Source organism: Pseudofrankia coriaricola, from assembly GCF_032027725.1.
Taxonomy (GTDB): Bacteria; Actinomycetota; Actinomycetes; order Frankiales; family Frankiaceae; genus Pseudofrankia.
Map to the genome: position 1 here is coordinate 180,623 of NZ_JASNFO010000031.1, position 13,984 is coordinate 194,606.

The window sequence follows — 13,984 nt, forward strand, 5'->3', positions numbered from 1 at the left end:
CCCCCCGCCGCTACAGCGGCTCGGGGGGGATGGCCTCGTACCGCCGGGCCAGCGCGCGCGTGAAGGGGTGGTCGCCAGGCCAGCGGACGTCGTCGATCGCCGCGACCGGACGGACGCCGGTCGCGGCGTTGGTGGCGAACGCCCCGTCCAGGTGGGGCAGGTCGGCGAGCGTGACGGCGGTCGTCGTCGCGTCCGCGCCGAGCTCCTGGTCGATGAGCCGCATCGTGACGCCTGGCAGGCATTCGGCGCTGGGCCACAGCACGCGGCCGCCGGTCACGAACCCGAGGTTGGACGTCGTGGCCTCGGACAAGACGCCGCCGGCGTCGGTGAACACCGCGTCGTCGTAGCCGGCGCGCTGGGCGGCCCGCCGCAGGCGCAGCGCGCCGAACAGCCCGACGTGCTTGACCTCGGGCAGGTCTCGCCGGTAGCACGCCGACCGCAGGCGCAGCCCGGGCGGCGCCGCCGCGGCGGCCGGCCGGGGCGCGGGCCGGGTGGTGACGAGGAGGCGCGGGACAGCGTCGGCGCCGAGGCGGCCGAGCCGCAGGTCCGGGTCAAAGACGGTGACGCGAACGACGACCGGCGCCGTCGTGCCGGCCATGGCGCGGCGGATCAGGTGACGCACCCGGTCGGGGTCCAGCTCGGCGTCGAACAGCTGGCGGCAGTCGCGTACCAGACGCTCCAGGTGCAGCGACAGTCCCCGCACCCGCCCGTCCGCCACCTCCATCGAGGTGAAGTGCCCGTAGTTGACGAGCGCGAGCGCCTCGAGCTGGTCGACGTCGATCGCGACGCCGTCGAGCTCCGCCATGCCGCCCAGTGTGGCATCCGGCCACCTGGGCCGGCCTGGCCGGCGAGGTCAGAGCACCTCCTCTGGCATCCCGGCCGCCCGCGGCCGAGCGCGGGCGACGGCCCCCGAGCAGTGCTCGGGGGCCGTCGTGAGATCTCCTACCCGGAGCCAGCTTTCACCCCCCGGGCAGGCGGCGCGACCTCAGTAGTGAAGGTCGCCGCGTGCGGCCTTGATCGACCCATCCGTGTTGAGGATGAGCCAACGCGGGCCGGGGTCGTGGAAGTCGAACAGCCTGCCCAGGCTGCCCGCGCGCGTGTCGAACGAGCCGTCGCCGACGCGGCCGAGCGACCAGTTGTCCTCGACGAACTTCAGGATCGAGGCCTGCTCCGTGTACGAATGGTCGACGTAGTTGGCCTTCGCGAACGGCGAAATCACCAGCAGGGGCAGGCGCTGGCTGGGTCCGCACCGGTCCTGGTAGCCCTTCGCGACGCCGGCCTTCGCCACCGCGCCGGTGCAGATCGCGGAGTCGTTGGCGGTGTCGGACGAGCCGTTCAGGATGGTCGGCGCGACGTGGTCGTACCAGCCGTCCGAGTCGTCGTAGGCGATGACGACGGCGGTGTCATGCCAGGCCGGGGAGCTCTGGATGGCGTTGATCTCGGAGACGAGGAAGTTCTGCTCGTCGGTCGGGTCCGAGTAGCCGGGGTGGCCGTCCTGGTACTCCGAGGCCTTCAGGAGGCTGACGGCCGGCAGGTTGTTCGCCCTGAGCGCGGCGTCGAAGTCCGTCAGGTCGTAGTTGTGGTTGGCCTGGTCCGTGTGGCCGATCGCTCGGACGGAGGAAGGCGGTAGGTGGTGCGGGTTCGAGGTGGACTCGTAGTACCCGAAGGGCGAGTGGTGCGGGCTGTAGTCCACCGAGCTGGCGCCGCCGATGTTGGTGTGGGTCGAGCCGCACACGGCGTAGGTGCCGGGGCCGGCGTACGGGGTGGTCGGCTTGAAGCCGCCCTGGAACCAGCCCCACGTCACGCCCTTGGCGTTCAGCAGGTCGCCGACGTTCTGGCCCGACATCGCGGCGAGCGCGTTTGTCGCCGTGTGGTTCTTGTCGGAGCAGTCGTCGTAGTACGGGTCAGGGTCGTTGATAACCGTGCCGACGCCGTTCGCGTCCGGGGAGACCACCGTGTACGCGTCGCTGACCTGCGCCCCGGTCGTCGGGTTGTGGGCGGTCACGCCGTGGGTCTGTCCGGCGACCAGGTTGAGCACGCCGGGAGTCGACGGCCCGAACGTGGTGTCCCACGAGTTGTCGCTCATCGCGAAGTACTGCGCGTAGTTCCACATCGCGGGGACGGTGTTGCCGTCGTAATAGTCCATCGTCAGGCCTGGCGCCTTGTACAGGTTGCCGGAGCACGTGTCGACGCTGACGTTCTGGACGAACTTGTCCATCAGGCCGCCGTCGAGGGCCTTCTGCTCCGCGCCGTACCCGTGGTTCTGGTCGCAGGTGAGCGCCTGGGACGAGCTCAGCCGGGTGGGGGGGTACGTGTTCGGGTTGCTGGTCAGCAGGCCGCTGGAGACCAGGTTGTTGTTGGCCGGCGTATGGGGCCGGGCCGTGAACTGCGTACCGTCCGTGTTCGCGGCGGTCGGGTACGTGCCGAAGTAGTGGTCGTACGACACGTTCTCATCGAAGATGACCACGACATGCTTGATCGGCGTCGTCGTCGAGCCCGAGTGGTCGGCGGGCGGCGTGGCTGACGACGGCTGCATCTGGAACGCGGCGATACCGGCCGCCGCGGCGGCCGCGGCGGCCGCGGCCAGGCCGCCGCGCCGAAGTCGCGTACTGAGGGTCACGCGCTGCTCCTCTCGTCAGGGCTCCCGGGGCTGCTTCTCCGCGCCGCGGCGATAACTCCGCCCCGCGGTGCCCAGCGGAGCAGATTCGTCCTCTCAGGCGGCCGGGCGGGGCTGAAAAACTAACGAGAAAGCGAACGCTGTCCGTCTATCGACACACATCTTCGCGAATGACATCGCTATCTGGCCGCACACACAATTCTTCTACAGCGAAATAGAAGAAAGGGGCGTCAGAATCGGCGCGAAGGGCGTCCGACGGCGAGCACGGCTTATTTCTACTACAGGTTGGTAGATGAGGCACGCGGCGGCGGGAGGCGAAGCGTCATGCGGTGAACTCCCGCGGCCAAGCCCGCGCGGCCAGCTGTCGACCCGTGGCCGGCGCACCGGCGGGCCGGGCCAGCAAGCCGACGTGACGTGCCCGCCCGCCGACGCCACGAGCGCCTGGCCGCGTGACGGGCAGCGCCGGGCGCCGGGCGCCCGGCGCCGGCCGTCAGGTCAGCAGCGCCCGGCCGAACCAGTCGGCGCTGTCCCGCACCCCGGGCAGCGCGAAGAAGTAGCCCCCGCCGAACGGCACGATGTAGTCGGTCAGCGGCTCGTCGGCCAGTCGCGCCTGCACCGCCTCGAACTGCCGGGCCACGTCCTGCTGGAAGCAGGTGAAGACCAGGCCCATGTCCAGGTTGCCGTTGCTGTCCAGGCCGCGGTCGTAGTTGTGGCCCCGGCGCAGCGGGATGCTCGCGGCCGTCTGGGGCGTACGCGGGTTCGCCAGCCGGATGTGGGCGTCCAACGGTGTCTTCCCGCCGGCGGCGTCGTCGGTGTAGTCGGGCGTGTCCTTCTCCACGTCGCCGGACAGCGGCGCGCCCGTGTCCCGACGTCTGCCGATCATGCGCTCCTGCTCGGCGATCGTCGCCCGGTCCCAGAACTCGACCAGCATGCGGATCACCCGGACGACGAGATAGCTGCCGCCGGATGCCCACGCGGGCTCGTCCTTGCCGCCGGCCCACAGCACCTTGTCGGCGATCGCCGGCTGGGCGACCGCCGGGTTCGCCGTGCCGTCCTTGAACCCCATCAGGTTGCGCGGCGCCCCGTCCGGCCGGGGCGGCGACAGGAAGCCGTCGACCCGCCAGCGGGGCTGCATGCCGCCGCGGCTGTGCCGGGTGAGGTCGCGGACGGCGTGCAGCGGGGCGTCGGGCGCGTCGGCACAGATCTGCAGCAGCAGATCGCCGTCGCACTGGGACCGGTCGAGGCTGTCGTTCGGGAACGTCGGCATCGTGCGCAGCTTGCTGGGGCGGGCGGCGAGGCCGAACCGGTCGTCGAACAGCGATGCCCCCACGGCGGCAGTGATCGTGAGACCGCTGCCACCGATCGTCGGGCCCAGCAGGCCGGAGTCGGCGGGCGGCGCGGAGATGCCGTCGTTCGGCGGGGTGCCGCCGGTGGCCAGCAGGCGGGCTCGGTCCGTGACGGCGCGCATCAGGTTCACCAGCTCGCCCTTGGAACGGGCGGTGACGTCGAAGGCCGCGGTGATCGCGTAGGCCTGCGCGGGCAGGACGATGCCCGACTGGTGGGCGCCGTGGAAGGGCACGACGCGGGGGGCGCGGACGGCGGGTCCAGCCGGCGCACCCGCCGCGGCCTCGGCGGGCGGCCCGACGAGGGCGGTGTCGGCCGTCACCGCGGCGCCGGCCGCGGCCGCGACGGTGGCGAGGGCCGAGCCGCGCAGCAGCACGCGCCGGTTGAGCCCCGGATCGGGGTTGGCAGGGGTCACGACGTCCGCCTCGGCTCGGTGATGGACGCGACCGGGGCCAACTGCTCGCTCAGCCCGCCGAAGTCGCTGTCGACGCGCTCCCGGTCCGCGGTGGACAGGTCGGCGATCGGCGGGTAGGTGCCGTCGGGCCGCGCGAGCCCCGCGAGGTCCCGGTCCGTGGTAGCGATCAGGGCGTCCAGGCTCGGCAGCGAGGCGAGGCGTGTGGTCAGCAGGGGCCGCAGCAGGCCCAGCACCGTCCTCGTGCCGTCCAGGTTCGCCCGGGCGGTCGCGAGCCCCGAGCCGGAGCCGAAGTCGTCGTGACCGGTCAGCGTGAACTGCAGGGTGTTCTCGGTGATCTCGTGCGCCCGGATGGCGATGTCGCTCGGGTCGACCTGGGCGTGCGGGAAGTCGGTCTGCAGGCCGCGCTCCGCCGTGAGGAGAGCATCCGCGACGGGCAGCAGGTCCCCGGCGCTCTGCCCGTGCCACAACCCGTACTCGAGGCGGTGAAAGCCGGCAAAGTCGTCGTCCTTGAGGCCGCCTGGCAGCCCGTCGGGAAGCCCGTTGATGGCGTCGTCGGCGTCCCCGAAGGCGCCGTATGCGGCGCCAAGCTGCTCGTAGCTCAGATGGGCGGGCAACCAGTCGCGGCGCGCCGCGGCCAGGTCACCTCGCGCTATGTCCGTCCGCAACGTCTCCGTCTGGCTGATCAGGCCGGGCAGCACGCCCGTCACGTAGCTCTCGTAGGCGCGCGCGATCGGTATCAGGTCGTTCTGGGTGACCGGCAGCACCGGCGGGACCGGGGTGCGCGCGGTGCCCGAGATGGTGACGGTCGGGCCCGTGATCGCCTGGTCTTCTTCCATCACGCAGCGGAACGCGTAGCTGCCGTGCCCGAGGACGATGCGCAGGTGCGCGGATGCCCCCGACCCGAGCGGCTCGACCTCCGCGTAGACCGCGCCGGTCGACGGGTCGATGAGCTGGGCGTCACCGTCACGCAGGTCGGTGTTGACGAGCAGGAAGTCCTGCTGACCGGCGACCGGTTTCGTCCACCCGTTGCCGCATCCGCTCAGACCGATCGAGACGCGGACCGGCTCCGCCTGGGCGGACGGACCGTCACCGGGCCCGCCGTCCCCCGCGGTCAGCGCGAGCGTCAGCCCACCGGCGAGGGCGACGGTCGCGGCACCGGCCGCGACGAGCATCCACGTTCGTCGTCGCACCGGCGAAATTTAGGCGGCTCGGCACCCATACCGGCCGGTCCGGGCCGAGACGTCATCCGATGTTCGACGTACATTCGCCCGCCCGACAGCACGCCACCTCGGGAGGAACAGGCGCGATGTGACGCGGTTACCGACGGATGACGGCCGTCAGCAGGACGACGGAGTCCTCGACGGCGGCGAGGGCGTGCCGCTCGGCCGGGATGGTCACATGGTCGCCGGCCGCGCCGCTCCAGGCCTCGTGGCCGGTGGTGAGCCGAACGCGACCGCGCAGCACCTGGAGGGTGGCCTCGCCTGGACTTTCGTGCTCGGCGAGCTCGTGGTTCGCCAGCAGGGCGATCACGGTCTGGCGCAAGGCGCTCCCGCTCCCGCCGTGGAGCGGGTGGGCCGCCCGGCCAGCGTGGGCCTGGCGGGCCCGCGCCAGCTGTTCCTCGGCGATCGCCGTCAACGAGGTCGTCTCCATCGCGGTTCCCCACGTCGTAGCTGGTCGGGCTTGTTCGGTCAGGCCGCGGCGGTGAGCAGGAGCACGCCACCCGCGAGGAGCGCCGCCACCTTGGCCGCATCGAGGACGACGTAGGCGTGGTGAGCAGACGAACGAGGCGCGTCCCGGCTCGCGAGAACGGCGCCGGAGCGCCGGGCGAGCTTGGGACGGACCGCGGCCAGCTGGGTGGCAAGGACGGCGACGGCCACCGCGAGAACGACGACGGTGGGCCGGCGAGGGGGGTCAATGGCGAGGAGGAGCACGATCGCCGCGGCGAGAGCGGTCTCGACCGTGTTGAGGGCCCGAAACACCAGCCGGCCGATGCCGAGCCCGATAGGCACAGTTACGCCCGGGGCGCGGAATTTCAGCGGAGCTTCGAGGAACGAGATGGCCAACACCATGCCCAGCCACACGAATGTGACCGCGACAGCGACCGACTGCCCAGCGCTCATGACCTTCCTCCCACGGGGACCAGGTAGGCGACGCACAGGTCCGGTTCGGCGAACGGCTCCAGCCGGTCCACGGTGAGCGGCGCCTTCCAGGCATCCAGGGCACCGCGCATCACGCCGAGATGGACCGGGCACACGACCTGCGCCCGCGTCTCGGCGAGCTCGAGGAACGGACAGTGCCGCAGCCGGACCCGGAGATCGGAACCAGCGTCCACGCCCACGCCGGGTGGCTCGGGCGCGAAGCCCAGGTCATCGAGCAGCCGGACCAGCCGCGCGACCGGTTGCCTCCGGCTGGCCGCGTCCGCGAGGCGGGACCCATCGCCCCGACCGCGGCCAACGTCAGCGCTGTCGCCAACCGCGCCGTCGTCGTCAGCGCCATTGTCGTCAGCGCCAGCGCCAGCGCCGTCGCCCACGGCGCCGTGGGCAGCGCCGACGGACGCGGTCGAGGCGACCCGCCGCCCCCAGGCCCGGCCGGCCTCGATCGCGCGCGTACTCGGATCGGAGCCGGCGGCCACGCTCTCCATGAGGATCTCGGCGAGGACCCGGTAGTGCCGCGGCCCGCCCGGGTCCATCCCCCGCACGGCCCGGAAGAGGGCGCGGGGCCGGCCCGGCCGGCGCCGGTCGGACGGCGCCCGCTCGGCCTGCCCGTTCGCGACCAGCGTGTCCAGGTGGAACCGGATGGTGTTCGGGTGCACGCCCAGCTCGTCGGCGATCTCGGCGATGCCGCGCGGCGCGCCCGCCGCCTTGAGCACTCGCAGCACATCGAGCCGCCGGCTGTCGGGCGACGAGCCGTCGACGCGCGCCCGCTCGCCTTCGTTCGCCATGGCCGCTATTTTACACAAGTAGGACTTGTAAAAACAGGCATGGAGGACACGAATGCCCCAGCACCAGACGGCCCCACGTGGCACGGACCACGAGGCACGGACGGGCCAGACGCCGGAGGACGAGCTCGATGTGCGGTCTCTGCGCAAGGTCGACAGGCACCCGGCGATCTTCGCCACCTATGCGGCACTCTCTACGGGCGGCTCGTTCGTCCTGGTCAACGACCATGACCCCCGGCACCTGCGTGCCGAGCTCGAAACCGAGCACGCGGGCGGTTTCGACTGGGAGTACCTCAACTCCGAGCAACGCCACTGGCGGATCCGGATCACCAAGCGCGCCAGCACGCCGCTCCCCCGCGTCCTGGTCAACACGGGCGACCTCGCGGCCGGCACGGGAGAGCCGGACCTGGCCGGCGCGGTCTGGAAGCTCCCAGTCGGCGAGCGCGATCTGGACTCCAACGTCATCGCCCTGCCGCCGGGTGGGACCATCGAGGCGCACCGTGGCCCCGATGTCGACGTGTTGGTTCACGTACTCGCCGGCTCGGGCACGCTTTCCACCGAACGCGGCACCTTCGACCTCGCGCCCGGCGCACTGCTGTGGCTTCCCCGCCGTTCACTGCGCAGGCTCGCCGCCGATGACGAAGGCCTGCGATACCTCACCGTCCACCGCCGTCGTCAGGCCCTCGTCGTGGGAACGGCCCCGCCGCCGGCGAACTGACTCCGGCCCCGGACCGGGTTACAGCCAGTCGCGGCGTTTGAAGATGGCATACAGCGTCAGGGCGCACGCGACCAGGACCACGACGCTGGCCACGAAGCCCCACTCCGTGCCGAAGCCCGGATAGGGCACGTTCTGGCCGTAGAAGCCGGTGATCGCGGTCGGCACAGCGATGATGGCCGCCCACCCGGTCAGCCTCTTCATAATCAGGTTCAGCCGGTTGCCCTGGATCGTCAGGTTCGTCTCCAGGATCGTGGTGACGAGGTCGCGCATGCTCTCGGTCCACTCCGTCGCCCGCAGGACGTGGTCGTAGACGTCCTGGTAGTAGGGCGCCATCTCGGCGTCGACGAGGTGCAGGTCGCGCCGCATGATCGTGTTGACGACCTCGCGCATCGGCAGGACGAGCCTGCGCAGCAGGACAAGGCTCTTGCGCAGCTGGTAGCTGCGCCGCTGGACCGCGCCGTCCTGCGGGCGCTCGTCGAACAGCATGTCCTCGAGCGCCTCGATCTCGGTGTCGAGCGACTGCACGGCGGCGAAGTGCTGGTCGACGATGAAGTCGAGCAGGCCGTGCACGAGGTAGCTCACGCCGAAACGCGCGAGATCCGGGTCGGCCTCGCCCCAGTGCGCGATCAGGCCGTCGACGTCGAAACCCTCGTCGGCGCGGACGGTGACCAGCGCCCGTTCGGTGATGAACGCGCCCACCTCATGGCTCGTCAGCTCACCGCTGTTCTCGTCGAGGGTGACCGCGTAGGCGTTCAGGAACAGGTGGCTGGCATAGTGGTCCAGCTTGGGGCGCTCCCGCGGGCTGACCGCGTCCTCGACGGCGAGCGCGGAAAGGTTCAGCTCATCGCTGATGACGTGCAGCTCATCGGTCCGCGGCGCGCAGAGGTCGAGCCACACCACGGTGTCCGGCTCGGCGAGGTAGTCGCTGATCTGGGCGACCGGGAATCCCTCGGCCTCCAGCTTGCCGCCGCGGTAGACCCGGGTGCGCGGCAGCTGCCGGCCCACCCGGTTCGCGGGGTCGGCGTCCGGGTCGACCCGGCACAGCTGCTCCGGTCGTCCGCCCTCCTCGCCCGCGTCGCCGTCGCCGTCGCCGTCGGCGCGGCGCGCGACGTCGGCGGTAGCGTCGCCCATCGGGCTCACCCTTCTCTCCGGCTCCCCGCGGTGCGGACGGTTCGTTACAGGGACAGTGGCACCGGGACGCCGCCCGGCGGACGTGGCGTGTTGGCCACCGGGTCGATGCCGCTCGGGTCGTCGTCGCCTTTCAGCCGGGCGGCGACGATCTGGGTGTCGTTCGGCACGTCGAACCAGATGTCGAGCGCCACGGCATCGTGGGCGCCGATCGTCATGACGTCCGGCTGGCGCCTGATCCGCATCGCGTCGAAGCTGGGCGCGTAGCTCTTCCCCGTCGCGTCGACGAGGCGCTGGGCGCCGGTGTCGAGGTCGTGAAAGGCCGTGTCGACGTTGTTGACGACGACGCCGAGCCGGCAGTACTGCCCGCGGGCCTCCCACTCGGCATGCGTGCCGGAGACCCAGTGCATCCCGCAGGTCAGCCCGATCGGCCGCAGCATCATGTTCCCGTAGCGCGCCGCGTCCGCGTGCTGGACCTTCTCACCCGGCCAGGCAGGTCGGATCGCCGGCGAGGAGTCCGGCGCGGACAGCCGCCCGGCGAAGAATCCGGCCCCGCCTCCGACGGCCAACAGCCCCACGGCGACGCCCACGACCAACACCCACCGTCTGGCACCCACCTGGCCTGTCCCTTTCCTCGACGGCGCGCGAGCGGCACCCCCGGCAGATGGTGACACACGCGTCATCCTCGGAGGCCGAAACGGCTTGACTCCCACCCAGCGGGACCAGGTTGGTCGCGAACTGACCGGGCGCGGGGCGGCAAACGAGTCGGTTGCGTTCCCTCGGTCCGGCTATCCGTGGCCTGATGATCAAAACAGGCGCACGCCCACCCTCCGGTCGGACGCCTTAGACCGCTTCCTCGGTGACGGCGAAGTACTTGGTGTAACGGGCGGTGCGGGCGCGCAGTTCGTCGAGGTCCATGCCCGTGTCGGCGAAGGTGTACTGGTGGCCGTGGGGCTCACGGGCGTAGTCACGCGCGAAGCGGGTCATCCGCGCCGCCGTGTCGGCGGGCAGCTCGAAGCCGAACTGGTCGTAGACCGCGCGCGCGGCACCGAGGGCGTCGTCCATGAGGCCGGCGAACTGCAGGTCGATGACCTGCCCGGCCGGCACCGTGCCGTCGAGGCGCGCGTCCACGGTCCGGTCGAGGCCGTCGAGGATCAGCTCGGCGAACTCCTCGCTGATCTCGGTCGCGTCCACGTCGTCGGTATAGAGGCGGCGCAACGACGCCAGCATGCTGGCCGTGGAGGCCATGATGCGGGCCGGGTCCCGATGGGTCTGCACGAGCAGGGCGCCCGGGTACTCGGCCATCAGCTGCGGCAGCGTCCACACGTGCGCCGGCGACTTCACCAGCCATCGGGTGCCGGGGTGCTCGCTCTGCAGCAGTTCCAGGAAGCGGCGGTGCCAGGTGTACGAGGCGGCGACGTGGCCGTCGCGCACGGCGTCGTGCAGCCACCAGCGCAGGTAGCCGGGGACGCGGTACTGGGTCGCGAAGATCGCGCTGGTGAACGCGCTGCCGGTGATCCGGCCGCATTCCTGCGCGAGCCCGGCGCCGAGCTGGTGGATGGACCGGAACTCCGGGATGAACAGGTCGACGAGCCCGATGAGCTCCTCGGTCTGGGCGATCCGGGGATCGGTCTCGTAGGTCTCGGTTCGCGGCGGCGGCAGCGGGGCCTCGACCTCCCAGGTCAGCGGCGCCCGGTGGGCCGGGTCCTGGGCGAGGACGTCGAACAGCATGGTGGTGCCCGTCCTGGCCTGCCCGATGATGACGACCGGTGACGCGACGTCGCGTTCCCTGATCTCCGGGTACGCGCGGTGATGCGCGACGATCCGCAGCCGGTTGGCCAGGTACCCGCCCAGCTCGCCCGCCACGGCGACCTGGCCGAACTCGGTCAGCCTGCCGTCGTTCTCCAGGCTCTTGAGAAGGACGTCCAGTCCGTCACGCCAGCCGTCCCCACCGAACAGCTCGTCGTCACCGAAGTCGTCGAGGCCTGTGGTCTCGCGTGCCGACGCGAGCAGCTCATCCGGGGTCACGCTCACCAGACAACCACGTCCAGCTGGCGGCCCGGCAACGGGGCAACCGTCCGGGTGCTGCCCGATCACGGACCCGCTACCAGCGAAACCGCGGCGTAGACCTCTCGGTGGGCTCAGGTCGACCACGAACTGTTTGCCCCGCGTCAGTCCGGCGGACCCGGATCCGTCGCCGGGTCCTTTCCGCTCGTCCCTAGCGTGCCTCCCGTCCGGCCGGCCGTCCGGCCGCGCGACCAACCGAACGGCGGGATGCGATGGGTGCGACACGCAGGCAGGTACTGACCGCCACCGGACTCGGCCTGTTCGGCGCGAGCCTCGGCCAGGCCGCCTGGGCCGGTACACCCACGAGCGGTGTCGCTCAGACCACCACCACCGGCGCCGCCGGCGCCGCCGGCGGCGGCGGAACGCCGGTCGGCCTGGGCCCGCTCGTCCCGGCCGGGCCGGAGCTGGCCCTGCCGCGCGGGTTCCGGTACACCTCCTTCGGTGCCGGTGGGACGCGGATGTCCGATGGGCTGGTCACCCCCGTCGCCTGCACCACTGGTCACCGGAGGACTTCCCCGAGCCCGGCGTGGTCGGGGCCAGCGAGCTCTCCGGCGCCCGTTTCACCCCCGACGGACGCCACCTCGTCATCAACGTGCAGTACCCGGGACTCACCTGCGTCATCACCGGCCCTTGGTCGGCTTTGGCCTGACCCAGGGTGCTCGGTCAGGTGGCGCCGGGCTTCTGGAGAGTCGCGTTGGTTGATGATGCCGGCGCCGACGATGGCCTGCGGCTGCGGATCCTGCCCTTGGCCGCGCTGGCGGCGTATGGGGAGATCGCGCGCTTGACGACCCGGGGCTGACTCGTGGTACCCCGACCGGCCCACGGTGACCGACCACGATGACCGCCCACGCGGCGGTCGAACAGCGGGTCGAACAGCACGTGCCACGGCTCGACGCCGAGTCGGCGGCGGGACTCGGTCATCGACGACGCCGACGGCCGGCCCACCGGTATGCCCTTCTGACAGCGGCGACCCGGCCAGGACGTCGGCCGCAGGATCTAGCTCCAACGAACGTTCGCCCCGCCGCCTGCGCCAGCAGGTCGATGATCAACCAGACGCTACGCGTCACCGGCGGCGCGCTACGTCTGACCGGTTCCAGAACTCGCGCCGCGGCGGGCCAACGTTGCCTGTCGCAGCATTGGACCCGATTCGGACCTGGGCGCCTGCGCGGTGCCGTACAGGGTCGCAGCAGTCTTTGAAGGGTAACCGTCTTCATCGGGTGCCCAACACCGTGTCGATCAGCCTTCCTGTGCGCAAATCAGTATTGGGTACCGACCTCTCGATAGGGCTCCTATTCGGTCTCTCCGCATTAGATTTCAGAGTGCTCCAGGGCTGAGCCGGAAGGCCCAATAATTGGGTTATACAGCCTGGTTGGCGGTTTGTGTTATTCCGTTTTCCCGCCTAGGATGAACGCATGTTCGAAATGCGTGGCGACGGTCTGGACGATGGGGCTGTGCCGTTGTCCCGGAACTCGTCAACCGCGGACACCACGGCGGCTGTCGCGGCCGTCACGGCGCGGCCAGATCGGGTCTCGCGACTGGCGGGTCCCGGGTGTGGCCGGTCGGCAGCGCGGGCGGCGTCGCGACGCCCGCCGTCGCGGACGGCCGCGCAGGGGCGGCGGGTCGAGACGGCGCCGGCGGCGGGCACCGCCGATTCGGCGGATGTCCCGGGCGCGCGGTGTCCCGCCGGCTCGCCAGCCGCCAGGGGAACGTCGGCCGCCTCGGTTGTCGCGCGTCGCGCGGCCCGGGTACCACCGTCCCGTCCCGGCACGATCTCGCCCGGTGACGCAATCCCGCGGGCCGGGATCCCGATCGATACCGGGGCCTTGGCCGCGGGCGGCGTGGCGGCAACCCATCGTCCAGCTCGGTCGGCGCCTGGGGCCGCCTCTGCCGCATCCGTTCCGCCCGGTGGCATGCCCACTACCCGCGTCGCTGACTTCGAAAGGCCGACCACCAGCGGGCAGGTCATCGACGGGTCTGTCGTCGATGGGCTTGGGGCGGGTGGTGGGTTGGTGGCTCGGTTGGCTGCGGTGGGTGGGGTCTTCGACGAGCTGCTCGCGGGTCTGGCGGCGTGCGGGGAGGCGGAGGCGTTCGATCTGGTGGTAGGTCTCGTGCGGCTGGCGTCGCGGTTGGAGGGGCTGGCGATCCGGGCGCAGGTGCGGTGGGCGGAGCTACGCCCGGACACCGGCCGGTGCCTGGACGGCGACGGGGAGGGTGAGCCGTTCTCGCCGTATCTGGGTGACGAGCTGGCGGCCGAGCTGGGTCAGTCGCCGCGGACGATGACCAGCCGGCTTGACCAGGCCTGGGACCTCGCCCACCGCCTCCCGGCCGCCCTCGACGCCCTGACGGCCGGCGAGCTGGACCAGACCCGGCTACGCGCGCTGCACGCGCTGACCGGTGTCCTGTCCGACGGGCAACGCGCGACGGTGGAGGCACAGATGCTCGCCGGCAGCCAGCTGAGCTCACCCACCCAGTGGCGACGCAAAATCCACCGCATGATCAGCCGGCTTGATCCTGCCGCCGCCGCCCGGCGCCGCGACGAAGCGAAAGCGAAACGGGACGTGTCGATCGAGCCGGCCGAGGACGGCATGGCGCTGCTGTCGGCGACCCTGCCCGCCGAGGACGCACGGGCAATCTTCGACCTGATCGACCGGATCGCCAGAACCGACGCCCACAGCGACGGCGACAGCCGCCCGATCGGCGCCCGACGCGCCGACGTCCTGACCGCCCTGCTCCTCGGGAACCGGCGCGAACGGGTCA

General features: G+C 71.6%; 12 protein-coding genes. 2 read left to right on the forward strand and 10 right to left on the reverse strand.

The genetic code is table 11. The features are described 5' to 3' along the window. Nucleotides 1-10: 10 nt before the first annotated feature. The 7 genes from QOZ89_RS17545 to QOZ89_RS17575 all read right to left on the reverse strand — a co-directional run bounded on the left by QOZ89_RS17545 (nt 11) and on the right by QOZ89_RS17575 (nt 7,317). Nucleotides 11-805, reverse strand: coding sequence for an aminotransferase class IV family protein (locus QOZ89_RS17545; protein WP_312624237.1), 795 nt, complete (start codon nt 803-805; stop codon nt 11-13). A 180-nt stretch (nt 806-985) separates the two neighbouring features. After that, complete coding sequence (locus tag QOZ89_RS17550; protein ID WP_312624238.1) at nt 986-2,620, reverse strand: phospholipase C; 1,635 nt, start codon at nt 2,618-2,620, stop codon at nt 986-988. A 487-nt stretch (nt 2,621-3,107) separates the two neighbouring features. After that, complete coding sequence (efeB, locus tag QOZ89_RS17555) at nt 3,108-4,376, reverse strand: iron uptake transporter deferrochelatase/peroxidase subunit (protein WP_312624239.1); 1,269 nt, start codon at nt 4,374-4,376, stop codon at nt 3,108-3,110. After that, nucleotides 4,373-5,548: an EfeM/EfeO family lipoprotein gene (locus QOZ89_RS17560; RefSeq protein WP_312624240.1), complete on the reverse strand. Its 1,176-nt coding sequence runs from the start codon at nt 5,546-5,548 to the stop codon at nt 4,373-4,375. Before QOZ89_RS17560 ends, efeB begins: the two co-directional genes overlap by 4 nt. 145 nt (nt 5,549-5,693) lie before the next feature. Continuing rightward, nucleotides 5,694-6,026: a cupin domain-containing protein gene (locus QOZ89_RS17565; RefSeq protein ID WP_071051523.1), complete on the reverse strand. Its 333-nt coding sequence runs from the start codon at nt 6,024-6,026 to the stop codon at nt 5,694-5,696. A gap of 38 nt (nt 6,027-6,064) precedes the next feature. Continuing rightward, nucleotides 6,065-6,496: a hypothetical protein gene (locus tag QOZ89_RS17570; protein ID WP_071051524.1), complete on the reverse strand. Its 432-nt coding sequence runs from the start codon at nt 6,494-6,496 to the stop codon at nt 6,065-6,067. Then, a complete protein-coding gene (locus QOZ89_RS17575; protein WP_071051525.1) occupies nt 6,493-7,317 on the reverse strand; it encodes a helix-turn-helix transcriptional regulator in 825 nt (274 codons plus the stop codon). The genes QOZ89_RS17570 and QOZ89_RS17575 overlap by 4 nt, the downstream gene beginning before the upstream one ends. A 52-nt stretch (nt 7,318-7,369) precedes the next feature. Between QOZ89_RS17575 and QOZ89_RS17580 the strand changes: the two genes are divergently transcribed. Next, nucleotides 7,370-8,032, forward strand: a complete 663-nt coding sequence (locus QOZ89_RS17580) for a DUF2249 domain-containing protein (RefSeq protein WP_083419349.1) — start codon at nt 7,370-7,372, stop codon at nt 8,030-8,032. Between the two features lie 18 nt (nt 8,033-8,050). On the opposite strand, the gene QOZ89_RS17585 is transcribed toward QOZ89_RS17580, so the two are convergent. From QOZ89_RS17585 to QOZ89_RS17595, 3 genes are all read right to left on the reverse strand, one after another. Further along, nucleotides 8,051-9,163, reverse strand: a complete 1,113-nt coding sequence (locus tag QOZ89_RS17585) for a magnesium transporter CorA family protein (protein ID WP_241842055.1) — start codon at nt 9,161-9,163, stop codon at nt 8,051-8,053. 44 nt (nt 9,164-9,207) lie between these two features. Continuing rightward, on the reverse strand, nt 9,208-9,777 hold the full coding sequence (locus QOZ89_RS17590) for a hypothetical protein (protein WP_071051526.1): 570 nt from the start codon (nt 9,775-9,777) through the stop codon (nt 9,208-9,210). A 226-nt stretch (nt 9,778-10,003) separates the two neighbouring features. After that, nucleotides 10,004-11,194 carry a sulfotransferase family protein gene (locus QOZ89_RS17595; RefSeq protein WP_241842056.1) on the reverse strand — a complete coding sequence of 397 codons (1,191 nt, stop codon included), beginning with the start codon at nt 11,192-11,194 and terminating at the stop codon, nt 10,004-10,006. A 2,042-nt stretch (nt 11,195-13,236) separates the two neighbouring features. Between QOZ89_RS17595 and QOZ89_RS17600 the strand changes: the two genes are divergently transcribed. After that, nucleotides 13,237-13,984: DUF222 domain-containing protein (locus QOZ89_RS17600; protein WP_312624241.1), on the forward strand; the 748-nt coding region annotated here is incomplete at its 3' end.

Excerpts from the sequence above, each read along its gene's own strand:
- QOZ89_RS17585 (WP_241842055.1), bottom strand. The coding sequence starts at position 9,163 with ATGGGCGACGCTACCGCCGACGTCGCGCGCCGCGCCGACGGCGACGGC.
- QOZ89_RS17560 (WP_312624240.1), bottom strand. The coding sequence starts at position 5,548 with ATGCTCGTCGCGGCCGGTGCCGCGACCGTCGCCCTCGCCGGTGGGCTG.
- QOZ89_RS17580 (WP_083419349.1), top strand. The coding sequence starts at position 7,370 with ATGCCCCAGCACCAGACGGCCCCACGTGGCACGGACCACGAGGCACGG.
- QOZ89_RS17545 (WP_312624237.1), bottom strand. The coding sequence starts at position 805 with ATGGCGGAGCTCGACGGCGTCGCGATCGACGTCGACCAGCTCGAGGCG.
- QOZ89_RS17565 (WP_071051523.1), bottom strand. The coding sequence starts at position 6,026 with ATGGAGACGACCTCGTTGACGGCGATCGCCGAGGAACAGCTGGCGCGG.
- QOZ89_RS17570 (WP_071051524.1), bottom strand. The coding sequence starts at position 6,496 with ATGAGCGCTGGGCAGTCGGTCGCTGTCGCGGTCACATTCGTGTGGCTG.
- QOZ89_RS17575 (WP_071051525.1), bottom strand. The coding sequence starts at position 7,317 with ATGGCGAACGAAGGCGAGCGGGCGCGCGTCGACGGCTCGTCGCCCGAC.